At 65.0% G+C, this 16,195-nt stretch carries 13 protein-coding genes; 7 read left to right on the forward strand and 6 right to left on the reverse strand.

What is annotated here, in order from left to right:
* Nucleotides 1–213: 213 nt before the first annotated feature.
* Nucleotides 214–864 (reverse strand): HAD family hydrolase, encoded by a 651-nt coding sequence (locus ACH488_RS21380; protein WP_397326600.1) that lies wholly within the window; start codon nt 862–864, stop codon nt 214–216.
* A gap of 117 nt (nt 865–981) precedes the next feature.
* Between ACH488_RS21380 and ACH488_RS21385 the strand changes: the two genes are divergently transcribed.
* Together ACH488_RS21385 and ACH488_RS21390 are read left to right on the forward strand one after the other, a co-directional pair.
* On the forward strand, nt 982–1,653 hold the full coding sequence (locus ACH488_RS21385; protein ID WP_397326602.1) for a Maf family protein: 672 nt from the start codon (nt 982–984) through the stop codon (nt 1,651–1,653).
* 105 nt (nt 1,654–1,758) lie between these two features.
* Nucleotides 1,759–3,573, forward strand: a complete 1,815-nt coding sequence (locus tag ACH488_RS21390) for an acetyl/propionyl/methylcrotonyl-CoA carboxylase subunit alpha (protein ID WP_397326603.1) — start codon at nt 1,759–1,761, stop codon at nt 3,571–3,573.
* Between the two features lie 71 nt (nt 3,574–3,644).
* On the opposite strand, the gene ACH488_RS21395 is transcribed toward ACH488_RS21390, so the two are convergent.
* The gene (locus ACH488_RS21395; RefSeq protein WP_397326605.1) at nt 3,645–5,054 is read right to left on the reverse strand and encodes an MFS transporter; all 1,410 of its coding nucleotides are present in this window, start codon (nt 5,052–5,054) and stop codon (nt 3,645–3,647) included.
* Nucleotides 5,055–5,348: 294 nt separating this feature from the next.
* On the opposite strand from ACH488_RS21395, the gene ACH488_RS21400 reads away from it, so the two are divergent.
* The 4 genes from ACH488_RS21400 to ACH488_RS21415 all read left to right on the forward strand — a co-directional run bounded on the left by ACH488_RS21400 (nt 5,349) and on the right by ACH488_RS21415 (nt 11,573).
* Nucleotides 5,349–6,761: an MFS transporter gene (locus ACH488_RS21400; RefSeq protein ID WP_397326606.1), complete on the forward strand. Its 1,413-nt coding sequence runs from the start codon at nt 5,349–5,351 to the stop codon at nt 6,759–6,761.
* The gene (locus ACH488_RS21405; RefSeq protein WP_397326607.1) at nt 6,762–8,948 is read left to right on the forward strand and encodes a molybdopterin oxidoreductase family protein; all 2,187 of its coding nucleotides are present in this window, start codon (nt 6,762–6,764) and stop codon (nt 8,946–8,948) included. It abuts the gene before it with no gap.
* The gene (locus tag ACH488_RS21410) at nt 8,945–10,510 is read left to right on the forward strand and encodes an FAD-dependent oxidoreductase (protein WP_397326608.1); all 1,566 of its coding nucleotides are present in this window, start codon (nt 8,945–8,947) and stop codon (nt 10,508–10,510) included. Before ACH488_RS21405 ends, ACH488_RS21410 begins: the two co-directional genes overlap by 4 nt.
* Before the next feature lie 331 nt (nt 10,511–10,841).
* Nucleotides 10,842–11,573 (forward strand): MBL fold metallo-hydrolase, encoded by a 732-nt coding sequence (locus ACH488_RS21415; protein ID WP_397326609.1) that lies wholly within the window; start codon nt 10,842–10,844, stop codon nt 11,571–11,573.
* Between the two features lie 123 nt (nt 11,574–11,696).
* Here the strand turns inward: ACH488_RS21415 and ACH488_RS21420 are convergent, their stop codons facing one another.
* Nucleotides 11,697–13,100 (reverse strand): NAD(P)H-quinone dehydrogenase, encoded by a 1,404-nt coding sequence (locus ACH488_RS21420; RefSeq protein WP_397326610.1) that lies wholly within the window; start codon nt 13,098–13,100, stop codon nt 11,697–11,699.
* Between the two features lie 104 nt (nt 13,101–13,204).
* On the opposite strand from ACH488_RS21420, the gene ACH488_RS21425 reads away from it, so the two are divergent.
* Entirely contained in the window at nt 13,205–14,023 is an 819-nt protein-coding gene (locus ACH488_RS21425; RefSeq protein WP_397326611.1) for a purine-nucleoside phosphorylase, read from the forward strand.
* Nucleotides 14,024–14,025: 2 nt separating this feature from the next.
* On the opposite strand, the gene ACH488_RS21430 is transcribed toward ACH488_RS21425, so the two are convergent.
* From ACH488_RS21430 to ACH488_RS21440, 3 genes are read right to left on the reverse strand one after another with little or no spacing between them, the layout of a single operon-like run.
* A complete protein-coding gene (locus ACH488_RS21430; RefSeq protein WP_397326612.1) occupies nt 14,026–14,508 on the reverse strand; it encodes an Ig-like domain-containing protein in 483 nt (160 codons plus the stop codon).
* Nucleotides 14,472–15,233, reverse strand: coding sequence for an Ig-like domain-containing protein (locus tag ACH488_RS21435; protein ID WP_397326613.1), 762 nt, complete (start codon nt 15,231–15,233; stop codon nt 14,472–14,474). Before ACH488_RS21435 ends, ACH488_RS21430 begins: the two co-directional genes overlap by 37 nt.
* Nucleotides 15,230–15,910: a hypothetical protein gene (locus ACH488_RS21440; RefSeq protein ID WP_397326614.1), complete on the reverse strand. Its 681-nt coding sequence runs from the start codon at nt 15,908–15,910 to the stop codon at nt 15,230–15,232. Before ACH488_RS21440 ends, ACH488_RS21435 begins: the two co-directional genes overlap by 4 nt.
* Nucleotides 15,911–16,195: the final 285 nt, after the last annotated feature.

The following is a 16,195-nucleotide window of genomic DNA, read 5'->3' on the forward strand; positions in this document are numbered from 1 at the left end:
GACACCCTCTACGCCATGCTCCGCGACGGCACCCTCTACCAAGCCCAAACACCCAAAACCGCTTGACGAAAAACATAGGGACACTCTCACCAAACCGCCCCTCCCGGCGACGCTCTCTCACCAAACCGCCCCTCCCCGCGGACGCTCTCTCACCAAACCACCCCTTCCCGCCGACGCTCTATCACCAAAGCGCCCCTTCTCGCGGACGCTCTCTCACCGCGACGCTCGGCGCACAATGGTGTCTATCACCTCGGCGGTCGTGAGACCCGTCAGCACCGGCGTCGCCTCAGCATGCGGCCAGGCCCTGCCGCGTGAAACCCAGCCAGTCGACAAGCCTGCCTTCCTGCCACCCTCGATGTCCGCTATGGGATGGTCCCCGACCATCCAGCCATTTCCGGGTTCACCATGCAGGCGATGGGCAGCTATCTCGAATATCTCCCGTTCCGGTTTGCTGACGCCAGCTTCCTCGGAAATGACGATCGCATCGGTGTAGTTGTTCAGTCCCAGCCGGTCGATTTTTCGGGTTTGCTGCGCAGTCGTTCCGTTGGTGGCAATGCCAATCAGCCAGCCGGCCTCCCGCGCCTCTTTCAGCGCTCGTAGATTTTGGGCGTCCATGGTCATGAGGTCCACGTGCTCAAAAAGCAGAATCTGCACGAGAGCCTCAATGTCATGGTTGAGGCCAAACTTGATCTTCATTTGCCCCGCGAGGGAAAGCCTCGACTCGTATCCATCCCGGTCTGCGCCAATGAGCCAATCCGCGTCACCGGGTGCACGTCCGAGTCGCCGGACGAACTCTTTGGCCCACTGATCGAACGCCGAAGCCCTGTCCACCAAGGTGTTGTCCAGATCTACGAGAAGCAGCATTCGACCAGCCTAGGGCCGACATCGTGAGAGAGCGTCCGCCGGAAAGGGCGAATCGGTGAGAGAGCGTCCGCCAGGAAGGGAGGTTTAGTGAGAGAGGGTGCGTATTAGGCTTGGGGCGTGACCCGATTGATCCTCGCTTCCCAGTCCCCTGCCCGCACCAAGCTCCTCACGGAGGCGGGCATCCGGCACGACGTCCTGGTATCCGACGTCGACGAGGACGCCGTCCAGGCCCGTTACGGAGTGACGGATGCGCACGACACCGCATTGCTCCTGGCCCGCGCCAAGGCCGAGGCCGTCGCGTCGCTGCCCAAGTCCGAGGGCGCGTTGGTGATCGGCTGCGATTCGGTGTTCGAGTTCGACGGCGAATCGCACGGCAAGCCGTACACGGCCGAGGTCGCGAAGGAACGCATGCTCCGCATGAGCGGTTCCAAGGGCGTCCTGCACACGGGCCACTGGTTGGTGGACTGCCGCGAGACGCAGGCCGATATCGACGACGACGAGACCGCCGAAGGCACAGGCGCCACCTTGGGTGCCGTCTCCAGTGCGGAAGTGCACTTCGCGGAGATGTCCGAAAACGACATCGACGCGTACGTTGCCACCGGAGAACCGCTCCACTGCGCGGGGTCTTTCACTATCGACGGCCTGGGCGGTGCGTTCATCCGGAAGGTGGACGGTGACCCGCACGCCGTCGTCGGTCTTTCCATCTCAACCCTGCGCGATCTGCTGGTCCACGCGAACGTTGGCATCACCGAACTGTGGGCACCGCAGGCGCAACAGACCAGTTTGTAGCAACCCTACAAAGGAACAGCGCTTCACACACGGAATCCCCCATCAATATGGGCGGAACCCTCACAATCGCGCTAGGCTCCCTGAAGGACAGAAGGAGTCAACAACTTGTCAGCTAACCCGGCGCAGCCCATTTCCAGCCCTCTTACCAAGGTCTTGATTGCCAACCGCGGCGAAATCGCGGTCCGCATCATCCGAGCCGCCCGGGACGAAGGCATTGCCTCCGTAGCCGTCTACGCAGACCCGGACCGTGACGCCCTGCACGTTCGCCTCGCCGACGAGGCCTACGCACTGGGTGGCAATACGGCCGCAGAGTCGTACCTGGTGATGGACAAGATCATCGACGTTGCCAAGCAGTCCGGCGCTGACGGCATCCACCCCGGCTACGGCTTCCTGGCAGAGAACGCCGAATTCGCCGCAAAGGTGATCGAGGCCGGCATCAACTGGATCGGCCCCTCCCCCGAGGCGATTTCCGCCCTTGGCGACAAGGTCCAGGCCCGCCACATCGCCGAGAAGGTTGGCGCCCCGCTGGTTCCCGGCACGGCCGACCCCGTCCAGGACGCGGACGAGATCCTGAAGTTTGCCGAGGAATTCGGCCTGCCGGTTGCCATCAAGGCAGCCTTCGGCGGAGGTGGCCGTGGCATCAAGGTTGCCCGCACCATGGAAGAGATCCCCGAGCTCTACGAGTCCGCTGTCCGCGAGGCCGTCGCAGCCTTCGGACGTGGCGAGTGCTTCATCGAGCGCTTCCTGGACTCCCCGCGCCACGTGGAAACCCAGTGCCTCGCAGACGCCCACGGCAACGTGGTTGTAGTCTCCACCCGCGACTGCTCCCTGCAGCGCCGCAACCAGAAGCTCGTGGAAGAGGCCCCGGCACCCTACCTGAGCGAAGAGCAGATCAAGCGCCTGTACGAGTCCTCCAAGGCCATCCTCAAGGAGGCCAACTACCTGGGCGCCGGAACCTGCGAATTCCTGGTGGGCCAGGACGGAACCATTTCCTTCCTTGAGGTCAACACCCGCCTCCAGGTGGAGCACTGCGTGTCCGAGGAAGTCACCGGAATCGACCTTGTCCGCGAGCAGTTCCGTATTGCCCGCGGCGAGGCCCTCGGCTACGACGACCCCGAAGTCCGCGGCCACTCCTTCGAATTCCGCATCACCGGCGAGGACCCGGGCCGGAACTTCATGCCGGCTCCGGGCACCATCAGCACCTTGAAGAACCCCACGGGCCCCGGCATCCGGGTTGATTCCGGCGTTGAGCAGGGCGATGTCATCAGCGGCAACTTCGACTCGATGCTGTCCAAGCTCATCGTCACCGGTTCCAGCCGCGAGCAGGCCCTCCAGCGCTCCCGCCGGGCCCTCGAGGAAATGGTGGTGGAAGGCATTCCCACCGTCATCCCCTTCGACCTCGCAGTGGTCACCGACCCCGACTTCGCCCCGGCAGAGGGCCCGTTCAAGGTCCACACCCGCTGGATCGAGACCGAGTTCGTCAACAACATTCCCGCTTGGGCTCCCACGGGCGCCGGAGCAGACGCCTCCGACGCCGGTGAACGCCAACGCGTCGTCGTCGAGGTTGGCGGCAAGCGCCTCGAGGTGGTCCTCCCCTCCGGCCTGGGTGCCGGCGTGGCAGTTGCCTCCAGTGGCGCAGGCGCCAAGGCGGGCAAGTCGAAGAAGCGCTCCCGCTCGGCTGGCGCTACCGCAGCCGCTGCCGGTGGCAACGCACTGACCTCGCCGATGCAGGGCACGATCGTCAAAATCGCAGCAGCCGACGGCGACGTTGTTGCCGAAGGCGACCTGATCGTGGTGCTCGAAGCCATGAAGATGGAGCAACCGCTCACGGCCCACAAGTCCGGCACGGTTCGCGGCCTGACGGCCTCCGCAGGCGAGACCGTCGCCGCCGGCGCTGTCATCGCAACCATCGAGGACTAACAGCAAGTACCCCATAACGACGTCGGCCCCGCACCGTTTGGTGCGGGGCCGACGTCGTACTTCTTTAAGCGTCAGGCGACGTTGTTCTCGTAGTCTGTGTCCTTGGTTTCGCGTGTGAGCCACAGCGCGATGAAGGTGATCACGGCGGCGACCGCCATGTACACGCCCACCAGCCAAGTGCTTCCGTTGGCGGCGGACCACAGGGCGATGGCGACGAACGAGGCAGGGGCTGCACCGATCATGGACGACAGGTTATACGCGACGGCGGACCCCGTGTAGCGGACGTTTGCCGGGAACAGCTCAGGCAGGATGGCCGCCATGGGACCGAACGTGAGGCCCATGAGCGTGAAGCCAACGATCAAGCCGACCATCGCGGCGGCCTGGCCCGGCCCGAACATGGTGAACCAGAGTGCTCCGAAAACGAAGATGCCGGCCGTGACGCCCAGCAGGAACTTCCGGCGGCCCCACTTTTCGGCGAGCGGTCCGGAGACCACGGTGAAGATGCCGAAGAACACGACGCCGATGATCAGCATCCACAGGAAGTCCGAACGGGAGATACCGAGGCCCGGTACGAAGGCTGCGATCTGATCGGCGGTCATGGGCTTACCGGCCTTCTCCGCAGCCGCCTGGGCGCCGGCCAGCGTGGGCTTGGTGCCGTAGGACAGCGTGAAGGTGGTCATGATGTAGAACAGCACGTACGTTGCGAACATGATGAAGGTGCCGGCAACAACCGGACGCCAGTGGTTCCTGAAGGTGGCACCCAGGGGCAGCTTCTGGATCTTGTCCTGCTGGATCACCTTGGTGAAGGATGCGCTCTCGACGAGCTTGAGGCGGACGTAGAGGCCCACAATCACCAGGACGGCACTCAGGAGGAACGGCACGCGCCAGCCCCAGGCCAGGAACTGCTCCGGAGTCAGGGCAACGTTCATCCAGATGAAGATCACGTTGGCAATGATGAAGCCGATAGGGGCGCCCAACTGCGGGAAAGTGCCGTAGATGGCACGCTTGCCCTCCGGCGCGTTCTCGGTGGCCAGGAGGGCCGCGCCGCTCCATTCGCCGCCCAGAGCCAAGCCCTGGAAGAAGCGGAGAACCACCAGCAGGACCGGTGCCATGATGGCCCAGCCCGGCAGCGAGGCCTCGGGGAGCAGGCCGATGAGGAAGGTGGCGATACCCATGGTCAGCAGGGACGCTACGAGGGTTCCCTTGCGGCCGATCTTGTCACCGAAGTGGCCGAAGACGACGGCGCCGATGGGGCGGGCGAAGAAGGCTACACCGAAGATCGCAAAGGCACTGAGCAGCGCGTTGATGTCGGTGGCATCGGGGAAGAAGAGCTTCGGGAAGACGAGGACCGACGCCGTCGCGTAGGCGTAGAAGTCGTAGAACTCGATCGTGGTACCGATCAGGCTGGCGAAGATCACCCGGCCCCGTGAGTTCACTGGCTTGGTGGACTCACCTTCCCTGGAGGGTGCAGTGGAAGACATGTAGTTAGCAGCTTTCGTTTACGCCGCCTGATGCCACGAAAGCCCCGGCGGCGATGGATTATTCGAGAGTTCAATAATAGTTCCCGCAGTCCATTGACTGGACAACCAAGTCCATGATGTGGACGAACAGGAAAATCCCACATTGTGGTCTGCACCACAACCTCACCATCGTCTCACGCGTTCGTGATGCCGCAGATAGGGAAATGTCACAGCACGTTTACAAACCGCGACGGTCCGCGAAATGCACGAAACCTAATTTTGAAGGACAACGTCCCCCACCAAGGAGGCACTCCCGTGACTGTTGACCGCACCGCAGACGAACTGGTTCCCGCCCAGTCCGCTGCCACCGCCGCCCCCGCCCTTGAACACCGCCCCGGCCGCTGGATCGCCAACTGGGACGCCGAGAACAAGGGCCAGTGGGAAGCCGAAGGCCGGTCCATCGCCAAGCGCAACCTGTACTGGTCCATCTTCGCCGAGTTCCTCGGATTCGTCGTCTGGCAGCTGTGGTCGATCGTGGTCGTGCAGCTTCCGGCAGCAGGCTTCAAGTTCGACACCAACCAGATCTTCTGGCTCATCTCGATCCCCAGCCTTGTGGGCGCCACGCTCCGCATCCCCTACACGTTCATGGTTCCCAAGTTCGGCGGACGGAACTGGACCATCGTCTCGGCGCTGCTCCTGCTCATCCCCTCCTCCGGCCTGGCGATCTGCGTCTCCAACCCGGAAACTCCCTTCGGAGTGATGCTCCTTGTCGCAGCCCTGGCAGGCTTCGGTGGCGGCAACTTCGCCAGCTCCATGGCAAACATCACCTTCTTCTACCCCGCCCGCGAAAAGGGCTGGGCGCTGGGCCTGAACGCTGCCGGCGGAAACCTGGGTGCCGCCGTCGCGCAGTTGGTGGTTCCCATCGCCGTGACCCTGCTGGCTGCCGGAACCGTCAACCTGCCCATGGCCGGCCTCATCTGGATCCCGCTCATCCTGATCGCTGCCTTCGGCGCCTGGAAGTACATGAACAACCTCACCAGCGCCAAGGGTGACGTTGCCGGTTCGGTGGCGGCGCTGAAGGAACCGCACCTGTGGATCATGGCTTTCCTCTACATTGGTACGTTCGGCTCGTTCATCGGCTTCGCCGGCGTGTTCCCCAAGCTGATCAAGGACTACTTCCCCGAGTTCTCCTCCATCCACCTGGGAGCCGTTGCACTGTCCCTCGCGTTCCTGGGCCCGCTGGTCGGTTCCCTGGCCCGGCCGTACGGTGGCCGCATGGCTGACCGCATGGGCGGGGCACGAATGAGCATGACCGCATTCGCTTCCATGGCAGTGATCACCCTGACCATGATCTGTACCCTCCCGCTGAAGAACTTCTGGCTCTTCCTTGGACTGTTCCTGCTCCTCTTCATCGCCAGTGGGTTCGGCAACGGGGCAACGTACCGCATGATCCCCGTGATCTTCGCGACCTCCAGCCGCGCGGCCCGTGCAGGAGCCAGCAGCGCAGCAACCGCGCGGCTCGCAGCCTCATCCTTGGGCCTGATCTCGGCGATCGGCGCCTACGGCGGTTTCGTGATCCCCCAGGTGCTCAACGCCTCCAACACCACGGCAGGCTCCTACACACCGGCGTTCTACGGATTCGTCGGAGCCTATGTCCTGATGCTCACCGTCTGCTGGGCTTTCTACATCCGCCCGGCCCAGAAGCGCAACACGATCGGACACATCTAGATGCCCAACGGCGCCGATACCCACTGCCCCTACTGCGCGCTCCAGTGCGCCATGACGCTGACCCCGGCTGCCCCAGCGGCCGGGGCAGTGCCCGCACCGGTGGCTGCCCCGGCCGCGCCCCTTGAGGTTTCCGGGCGCGACTTCCCCACCAACCGGGGCGGGCTGTGCCGCAAAGGGTGGACATCGGCGTCGTTGTTGCGCCACAACGGACGCATCACCGAACCGTTGCTGAAAGGCTCCGACGGCGTTCACCAGCCGATCCCCTGGGACCAGGCCCTCATGCTCATCACAGCGGCGGTCAAGGACACCCAGCAGCAGTACGGGAACGACGCTGTCGGAGTCTTCGGCGGCGGCGGCCTCACCAATGAGAAGGCCTACATGCTGGGCAAGTTCGCCCGGCTGGCACTCCGCACGTCCCGCATCGACTACAACGGCCGGTTCTGCATGTCCTCCGCCGCTGCTGCCGGCAACCGGGCCTTCGGCGTTGACCGCGGGCTCCCGTTTCCCGTCACCGACCTCGACTCGGCGTCGGTCATCCTCATGCTCGGCTCCAACGTCGCCGAAACCATGCCCCCGTTCGTCCAGCACCTGCAGGGCGCCCGGGACTCTGGCGGGCTGATCGTGGTGGATCCCCGCCGCTCGGCTACTGCTGCCTTTACGTCCGACGGCGGCGGCCTCCACCTGCAGCCGACGCCCGGTACCGATTTGGCCCTGTTGTTGGGCATCAGCCATGTTGTGGTGCACGAAGGGCTGGTGGACACGGACTACGTCTCAGAGCGGACCTCCGGCTACGCGGCGCTGGTGCGCAGCCTGAATGCTTTCTGGCCGGAGCGGGTCCAGTCCATCACCGGTGTGCCCGCCACCCTCATCCGCGAAACCGCCCGCCGCCTGGCCCACGGTGCCCGCGACGGCGGCAGCTACATCCTCAGCGGCCGCGGCGTAGAGCAGCACGTTGACGGTACCGACACCGCCACGGCGGCCATCAACCTCAGCCTTCTGCTGGGTCTTCCCGGCTCGGCGCGCAGTGGCTACGGAACGCTGACCGGGCAGGGCAACGGGCAGGGCGGCCGCGAGCACGGACAAAAGGCCGACCAGCTCCCCGGCTACCGCAAGATCACCGATCCCGCCGCCCGCGCGCACATGGCCTCCGTTTGGGGCATCGATGAGTCCCTCATCCCCGGTCCCGGCCTGCCCGCCGTCGAACTTCTCAAGTCCCTTGGAAAGCCCGACGGCGTCCGTTGCCTCTTCGTGCACGGCGCCAATGTGGTGGTTTCGGCACCGGACACGAACGCTGTAACTGCCGGGCTGCGTGCCTTGGACTTCCTGGTGGTGTGCGACTTCTTCATGTCGGAGACTGCGTTGGAAGCGGACCTGGTGTTGCCTGTGACGCAGTGGGCCGAGGAAGAAGGCACGTTGACCAATCTGGAGGGCCGCGTCATCCGGCGCCGCCGCGCTCTGACCCCTCCCCCGGGCGTCCGCAACGAACTGTGGCTCATGGCCAGGCTCGCGGAGCTCCTGGAGGCACCTTCTACTTTTAGCGATGATCCTGAGACCGTTTTCGAGGAACTCCGGCTGGCATCCGCCGGCGGCTTGGCCGACTACTCCGGGATCGACTACGCAATGCTGGACCGCGGCGAGGCTGCTTACTGGCCGTATCCTGTGGGCAGCAATGGCACGCCCCGGCTGTTTTCCGAGGGTTTTGCCCACGCCGACGGCCGGGCCGTCATGGTCCCAGTGACTCCGTCCAAGCGGGCCGTTCGCTCGTTTGCGGACGACTCCCTGGCGTTGGCCACCGGCCGCCTGCTGGAGCATTACCAGTCGGGCGCCCAGACCCGGCGCGTTGCCGAGCTCCTGGCGGCCCAACCCCAGGTGCGGCTGTTGATCCACCCGGCAACCGCTGCTTCCCGCGGGATTACGGACGGCGACTACGCCACGGTGACCAACGAGCGCGGCGAGGTGCTGTGCCGTGCCGAGCTAAGCAACGCCGTCCGGCCGGATACCGTCTTCCTGCCCTTCCACTTCCCGGGCCAGGAAAACGCCAACCGGCTGACCGAAGCAGCTACCGACCCCATTTCCGGCATGCCTGAGTTCAAGACCAGCCGAGTGTGGGTCCGGCCGGCAGCATCCAGCATTGTTCCAGCTGCTGCCGGCACCGAATTGTCACTGCACTCCGAGGAGGCTTCATGAGCGAGCGCATTGTTGTTGTTGGATTCGGCCCCGTGGCCGCGCGTTTGGTGGATGAGCTCCTTCCTTCCGTCCGGTCCGGGCTGGTACAGCTCTTGGTTGTTGGTCAGGAAACTGAGGCAGCCTACAACCGCGTGATGGTGGCTGAGCTTGGGGTTGGCCGCACCACGACCGAGGCTTTAGCCATGGCTGATGCCGCTTCCTTGGAGGCCGACGGGGTGGATGTTCGGCTCGGAACCAAGGTGCGGCGGATCGACCGCGCCCGGCAGCATGTTGTCCTCTCCGACGGCTCAGCCGAGCACTATGATCGTTTGGTCTTCGCCACGGGTTCGCGGCCGGTCATCCCCAACCTGACTGGTTTGAACCCCGATCCGTCCGGTCCCGTGTTGCCCGCCGGGGTGATTACGCTCCGCGACCTGCGGGACGCGGAGGTGCTGCGCTCGGCTGTTTCCGAACACAAGCGCGTGGTTGTTCTTGGTGGTGGCGTCCTTGGCCTGGAGACTGCGCTTGCCGCCGCTGAGGAGGGCGCTTGTGCCACTGTGGTCCACAATGGACCCTTCCCGCTCGGCCGCAGCATCGACCGCGGCAGTGGATCGGTCCTTACGGCCAGCCTGCGGGCCGGTGGTGTCCGCATGGCCGGCAACGCACGGTCCACCGGCGTCGAGACGGCCGGACCGGGCGGTTCCTTCTCTGCGTTGCTCCTGGACGACGGTTCGGCGATCGACGGCGACCTGCTGGTCCTCTCCTGCGGTGTGCGTCCGCGAATCGAGCTGGCCGAGGGTTGCGGGCTTCCGGTGGGTGCCGGAATCCTCGTGGACCACCACCTCCGCACCTATCATGAGCCGCACATGTTCGCGATCGGTGACTGTGCCGAGGTCCGCTGCCCGGATGCTGCCTGCGCTGAGTGCCGGACGGCCGGTGGCCCCTCCGGTTTGGTTGGACCCGGCTGGAGGCAGGCCGAATGGTTGGCTGAGTACTTGGTTGTCCTGGCCCGCGACGGGCAGTCCGCAGCAGATTCGCTGGAGCCGCTGGCCGCAGAGAAGCCCGGAGTAGTGGTCCTGAAAGCCCGTGGCATCAACCTTGCGGTAGCTGGCGACAACCAGGCCGATCCCTGGGACGAGGAACTGCTGGAAGCCGGCGCCGTGGCCGGGCGTCCGCGACGGCAGATCTCCCAGTGGGCCGATCCCGAGCACGGGCGCTACGTCAAGATGACTACCCGCGGCGGAGTGCTGGAGGGCCTTGTCTCGGTTGGGATGCCCAGGACTGCTGCCGAGCTTGTTGTGCTGTTTGAGCGCTCCGCTGAGCTCCCGGCCGACCGGTCCTTGTTGTTGCGCCTGGATGGCCCGGACCAGCTGGATTCCGGCGGCGGCAACAGTTCCGATCCGGAGCGCACCGTCTGCCGCTGCGCGGGCGTGAGCGCGGCCAGCATTGAGGACTCCGTTTTGGAAGGATGCTCGTCGGTAGCCGAGGTTTCCAAGGCCACCCGTGCCGGAACGGGCTGTGGGGGCTGCCACGAGGACATCAAGGGACTCATCGAAAAACACTTCCAAGCGGCTGCCGCCTGAGACCGCGTAAGCTCACGATTCACCGCATGGCGCCCCGAGTTCGATGGAAGCGTGCCCGTTCGCTGGAAGTTTCCTTGCGAGGCCGCCGCTTTCCCGCGAACTCGAGACTGGGGCGTGCGCGTTTCCCGCGAACTCGTGACTGGGGCGCGCCCGTTTCCCCGCGAAGTACTGAGTTCGCTGGAAGCGTGCCCGTTCGCTGGAAGTTTCCTTGCGAGGCCACCGGTTTCCCGCGAACTCGTGACTGGGGCGTGCGCGTTTCCCGCGAACTCGAGGCTGGGGCGTGCGCGTTTCCCGCGAACTCGTGGCTTGGGCGTCGGTCTAGAATTCCGGAGTGAATATCTCTGAACCCGCACCCGGAATCCACTTCGTGGAGGGGCCGGCGTCCAACTGGATCATCGTGAGCGATCCGTCCGGATTCGTCATGATCGACGGCGGGTACCCGGCTGACCGGGATGCGGTGCTGGACTCGGTCCGGCAACTCGGCCTGGAGCCGGCCGACGCCAAGGCCATGCTCATCACCCACGGCCATGTGGATCACACGGGCTCAGCGGCGTACTTCTCCAGGGCGTTCGGCACGCCCATCCTCTGCTCCCCCGAAGAATTGGCGCACGTGCAGGGCAAGGAGAAGCACCAGGTCACCATGGGCCAGGTGCTGGCCCGCATCTGGCGTCCCAAGGTATTCCGCTGGATGCTGCACGTCATCAAGGCCAAAGCCCTCCAGGCCGAACCCGCAACGCTGGCCGAGGCTTGGACAAAGCAGAAACTGGCAAACCTGCCCGGACGTCCGCAGGCCATCTCGGTGCCCGGGCATACGCCAGGCAACGTGGCCCTCTTCCTCCCGGACGCCGGAGCGATAGCCGTCGGTGACACGTTCGTCAGCGGACATCCCCTCAGCAACAGGCTCGGCCCACAGATGCTGCAACGGATGTTCCACTCGGACCCGGAGGCTGCGCTGTCCTCTGCCCGGCAATTGGAGGGCCTGCAAGCAAACGTGATCCTCCCGGGGCACGGCCCTGCCCTGGACATGCCCCTCGCCGACGCCGTGGCTGCGCTGCACCGCTGACTGCCCAAGCCGCTGACTGCCCGCACACGCAAAGGGCCCGTTTCGATGGCTCGCTGCGCATCATGCCGTGCGAACGGCATGATGCGCAGCGACGCCCCGAAACGGGCCCGTGAAGAGAACTGGCTACATGTGCACGTGCAGACGCCGTGCAGCCTCCGAGATGGAGCCGGTCAGCGACGGGTACACCGTGAAGGCACTTGCGACGTCGTCCACGTGCAGCTTCTGCGTGACGGCCACGGAGATCGGGAAGATCAGCTCGGAGGCGTTCGGACCCACCACCACGCCACCAATCACGGTGCCGGAACCCTTGCGGGCGATGATCTTGACGAAGCCGTCCTTGGTGTTGCGCATCTTGGCACGGGCGTTGCTGAGCAAGGACAGCATCACCACATCGCCTTGATACTTACCGGAAGCCAGATCGGCCTCGGAAACACCTACGGAAGCGATCTCCGGGGACGTGAAGATGTTGGAGGCTACCTGGTTGAGCTTGAGGGGCTTCACGCCGTCGCCCATGAAGTGCGCGATGGCGATCCGGCCCTGCATCGCAGCCACGGACGCCAAGGCGAACACGCCCGTGCAGTCGCCTGCTGCGTAGATGTTGGGTGCCGTGGTGCGGGAGACACCGTCAACCTTGATGTGGCCGGACTCGGTCAGGGCAACGCCTGCTTCTTCCAACCCGATCCCCGCCGTGTTCGGGATGGACCCTACACACACCAGGCAGTGGGAACCTGTCACGACCGATCCGTCACCCAAGGTGACCTTTACGCCGTCGTCCGTTCGCTCAACTGCGTTGGCGCGCGAGCGGGACAGGACGCGCACGCCGCGGCGCTCGAACACGCCCTCCAGCAGCTTGGCGGCGTCCGTGTCCTCGCCCGGGAGGACCTGGTCGCGGCTGGAGATCAGCGTGACCTTGGAACCGAGGCCGTTGTAGGCGGAAGCGAACTCGGCGCCGGTGACACCGGACCCCACCACGATCAGTTCCTCGGGCAGCTCGTCCAGGTTGTAGATCTGCGCCCAGTTGAGGATGCGTTCGCCGTCGGGCTTGGCTGTGGGGAGCTCGCGGGGGTGGGCTCCGACGGCCAGGAGGATGGAATCGGCCTCGATAGTGCGGGTGCCCTCGAGCGTGAGGACCTCGATGGTGTTGCTGTCCAGCAGCTTGCCGGAACCGATGACGATTTCGACGCCGAGGCGCTCGAGTCCGTCGCGGATGTCCTTGGACTGGCCGCGCGCGAGGTTGAGGACGCGGTCGTTGATGTGCTTGAGGTCGGCGTGCGGCTTGGAGGCGGTGTCGTCGAACTTGACGCCGAGCTCGTCAGCTTCGCTGACGCGGGTCATGAGGTCGGCGGTGGCAATGAGGGTCTTGGAAGGCACGACGTCGGTCAGAACGGCCGAGCCGCCGAGGCCTGCCCGTTCGATGATGGTGACTTTGGCGCCGAGTGAGGCGGCCACCATGGCGGCTTCGTATCCTCCAGGACCACCTCCCAGGATCGCGATTCGTGGGGAACTGAAGTCAACTTGGGTGGTCACAATCCTCAATTCTCCCGCATCAGCGCTGCCGCTGCCAGTCAGCCAAGCCTCACCCGCAGGCGCGTCCCTACCGCGGAGCCGCGCGTGCACGGTAGCTTGTACCAGTGAGTAACTCAGAGCTGTTGAACACTGACCCCTTCGAAGCCGCCAAAGACGCCGCCGACTATATTGCTGCCGAGACCGGCGTCGAGTCCCACGACGTCGCCCTGGTACTGGGATCCGGCTGGGCAGAAGCCGCCGACCTGATCGGCGAAACCACCGCGACACTCAGTGCCTCGGAAGTTCCGGGCTTCCACAAACCGGCAGTCGTGGGCCACGTGGGCACCATCCGTTCGGTCCTCACCAAAGAAGGCAAGCGGGCCCTGGTCCTCGGCGCCCGCACTCACTATTACGAGGGCCGGGGCGTCCGCTCAGTGGTCCACGGCGTGCGCACTGCCGCTGCTGCCGGCTGCAAGACCCTGGTACTGACCAACGGCTGCGGGGGGCTCAACGAGGCCTGGGAACCCGGCACGCCGGTCCTGATCAGCGACCACATCAACCTCACGGCCACTTCCCCGCTGGAGGGCGCCACGTTCGTGGACCTCACCGACCTCTACTCCTCGCGCCTGCGGGCCGTTGCACGCGAAGTTGACCCTTCGCTTCAGGAAGGCGTCTACGCCCAGTTCACCGGCCCGCACTACGAGACACCCGCCGAGGTCCAGTACGCCAAGCGGATCGGCGCGGACCTTGTTGGCATGTCCACGGCGCTCGAAGCCATCGCTGGACGCCACGCAGGCATGGAAGTCTTCGGCATCTCCTTGGTGACGAACCTCGCCGCCGGCATCAGCCCGGTTCCGTTGAGCCACGCCGAAGTCCTTGAAGCGGGCGAGGCAGCAGGCAAGCGCATCTCTGCGTTGCTGGCGGGGATCATCGCGAAGCTGTAGAGCTATTTCACCGGACCTGGTGTGGGGACGGTTGGTCCAACACTGACCGTAACGGCTTTACTGGAGACACCCTCCGCGGTGGCTGTGACGGTTGCCTGCCCCTGCCCCGGGCCGGCGCGGACCAGCCCGTTTCCGTCAACCGTGGCAAAGATCGGCCGACTGGAAGCCCAGACCACTGTTGCGTTTCCTGGCAAACCGTCGCTGTAGGCCACGGTTGCGGTCAGTTGGACGGTCTGTCCGCTGTTAAGGGCAAAGGGCCCGGGAGGATTGACGACGACGGCAGTCACCGCGTGCGCCACCGTTACCTTGGACTGGGCTTGCCACTGCTTGCCCGCTCCATCGACATGGAGGGCGGTGATCGGCACCTGCCCGACGCTTTGCCCCGTGACGAGTCCTGCCGCGGAGACTGTGGCCACCTTTGGGTTGCCGGTGGACCAGCTGATTGCCGTCAACGTCTCCGTGGTTCCGTCGGAGTATTCACCCACCGCTGCGAATTGCCGCGACTGACCGTCCCTGAGGGTGGCCTCAGCGGGGTCAAGGCCGAACCCGCGGAGACAGCCGTGACCAGGCCATGGCCGTCCACTTGTGCCACGGCCGGACGGTCCGAAGCCCAAACAGCCGTGACGTTGAGCTTGCCGATCGAGCCGTCGCTGAAGCTCCCCACGGCGTCCAACTGGACGGTGCCACCAACCTGCGGGGACGCCGCCTCCGGGAAGATGCGCAGGCCCGTCAGCGGAGCCGACCCGGGCTTTGTGACGGTCAGCGCCAAACGTCCGGAGACGCCGTCGTACGTTGCTGTCATCCCGGCTTCGCCGGGGGCCAAAGCCGTCACCTCACCCGACCCTGCCACCTCGGCCACTGCGGGGTTTTCGGAGGCCCAGACAACGCCCTCCACCAGGGAGCGGCGCGAACCATCGCTGTACACACCGTTGGCAGAGAGCTGCACTGTGGCATCGGGGCGGAGGGCTGTGGCGGACGCGCTGACCTCGATGGACGCCAGTGCCACCGGTCCGCGGTCCAGGAACACCCGAACGGCCACCAAGCCAGCCGTCAACAGGATCGCGGCTGCCACGGCCACCACCCATGTCCTGATGGTTCTTCGGCGAAGGCGCTGCATGCCGCTTTCAAGGGCGAGCTCCATGTCCGCCGGGTGGGTGCGGATGTGGGAGGAGGCTTCGGCCAGGAGGCGCTCGCGCAAATCCGCTTTCATGGCCGGCCGTCTTCCAAAGCCGGTTGGTTGGTTTTGGCCGTGGCACCCGTCAACAGCTGACGCACGTCATCCACGGGCTGGTTGGTCAGGGCGGCGATCTCGTAGACCGTCAGGTTCGCAAACTCATGAAGGACCACGACGATCCGCTCGCCGGGCGACAACACGCCCAAGGGACCGGTATCCGCTTTCGGACGCGGCTGCCTTCCCTTTCTGGTCTGTTTCGGAGAGCTGGTCTGTTTCGGAGAGCTGGCCTGTTTCAGAGAGCCGCGCAGCCAGAGATCTTCCTTCCTCAGCTTCTCAACCAGCAGGCACAACGTATAAACGCGAAGCAGCGGACTGGCGGGGCCCTTCCACGCACTGGCCGCCTGCGACCACGAAGCTTCCAGCAACCTGCGCGCCGTTTCAGGATCGCCGCACAGGAGGTGCGCACAGTACTCGAGGTCGCCCTTTTGCTGCTCGAAGACGCTCCGCAGCTCGGCTTGGCGGTCCTTCAGCGCGGGTCCCAGCTTGACGCTCGGAGTGAGTCCAAGTTCCACTTCGCGCACCATGGGCATGAACACCGCGACGGCCAAGGCCAGGAATCCGCCGCCCATGAGCACGGCCGCCTGGATGACCACGGGGAAACCCCACGGAAAAGACGGAGCAAGCCAGCCGAAGACTATGGTTCCAAGCGCCAAGACACCGATAAGAAACCGCAGAGGAGTGATCGATGAGCGCCAACGCCGCTTTGGTAACTCACACATGGTGCACCAACTCACAACGCGCCAGGTTTGCCAGGTTCGGGCGACAACCGGGAACCGCAAGCACATTTTACGTCCAACGATTGGAATTAGGCAGATCCAACTGGGTCGCAGATCAGGTCGTTCCCAGCGGGCGGTTTCTAGCGGTTATCGCAACAGGAAGGTTCTGATCATCTCATTTGGGGTGCAGAAGTCGAATCGTTGGCGGGGTCTGTCGTTGAG

It is taken from the genome of Paenarthrobacter sp. NPDC018779 (assembly GCF_044391085.1).
Classification (GTDB): Bacteria; Actinomycetota; Actinomycetes; order Actinomycetales; family Micrococcaceae; genus Arthrobacter.

What these genes read in the sequence shown, in the direction of transcription:
- ACH488_RS21380 (WP_397326600.1), bottom strand. Translation starts at nt 864, where the DNA reads ATGCTGCTTCTCGTAGATCTGGACAACACCTTGGTGGACAGGGCTTCG.
- ACH488_RS21410 (WP_397326608.1), top strand. Translation starts at nt 8,945, where the DNA reads ATGAGCGAGCGCATTGTTGTTGTTGGATTCGGCCCCGTGGCCGCGCGT.
- ACH488_RS21395 (WP_397326605.1), bottom strand. Translation starts at nt 5,054, where the DNA reads ATGTCTTCCACTGCACCCTCCAGGGAAGGTGAGTCCACCAAGCCAGTG.
- ACH488_RS21435 (WP_397326613.1), bottom strand. Translation starts at nt 15,233, where the DNA reads ATGAAAGCGGATTTGCGCGAGCGCCTCCTGGCCGAAGCCTCCTCCCAC.
- ACH488_RS21405 (WP_397326607.1), top strand. Translation starts at nt 6,762, where the DNA reads ATGCCCAACGGCGCCGATACCCACTGCCCCTACTGCGCGCTCCAGTGC.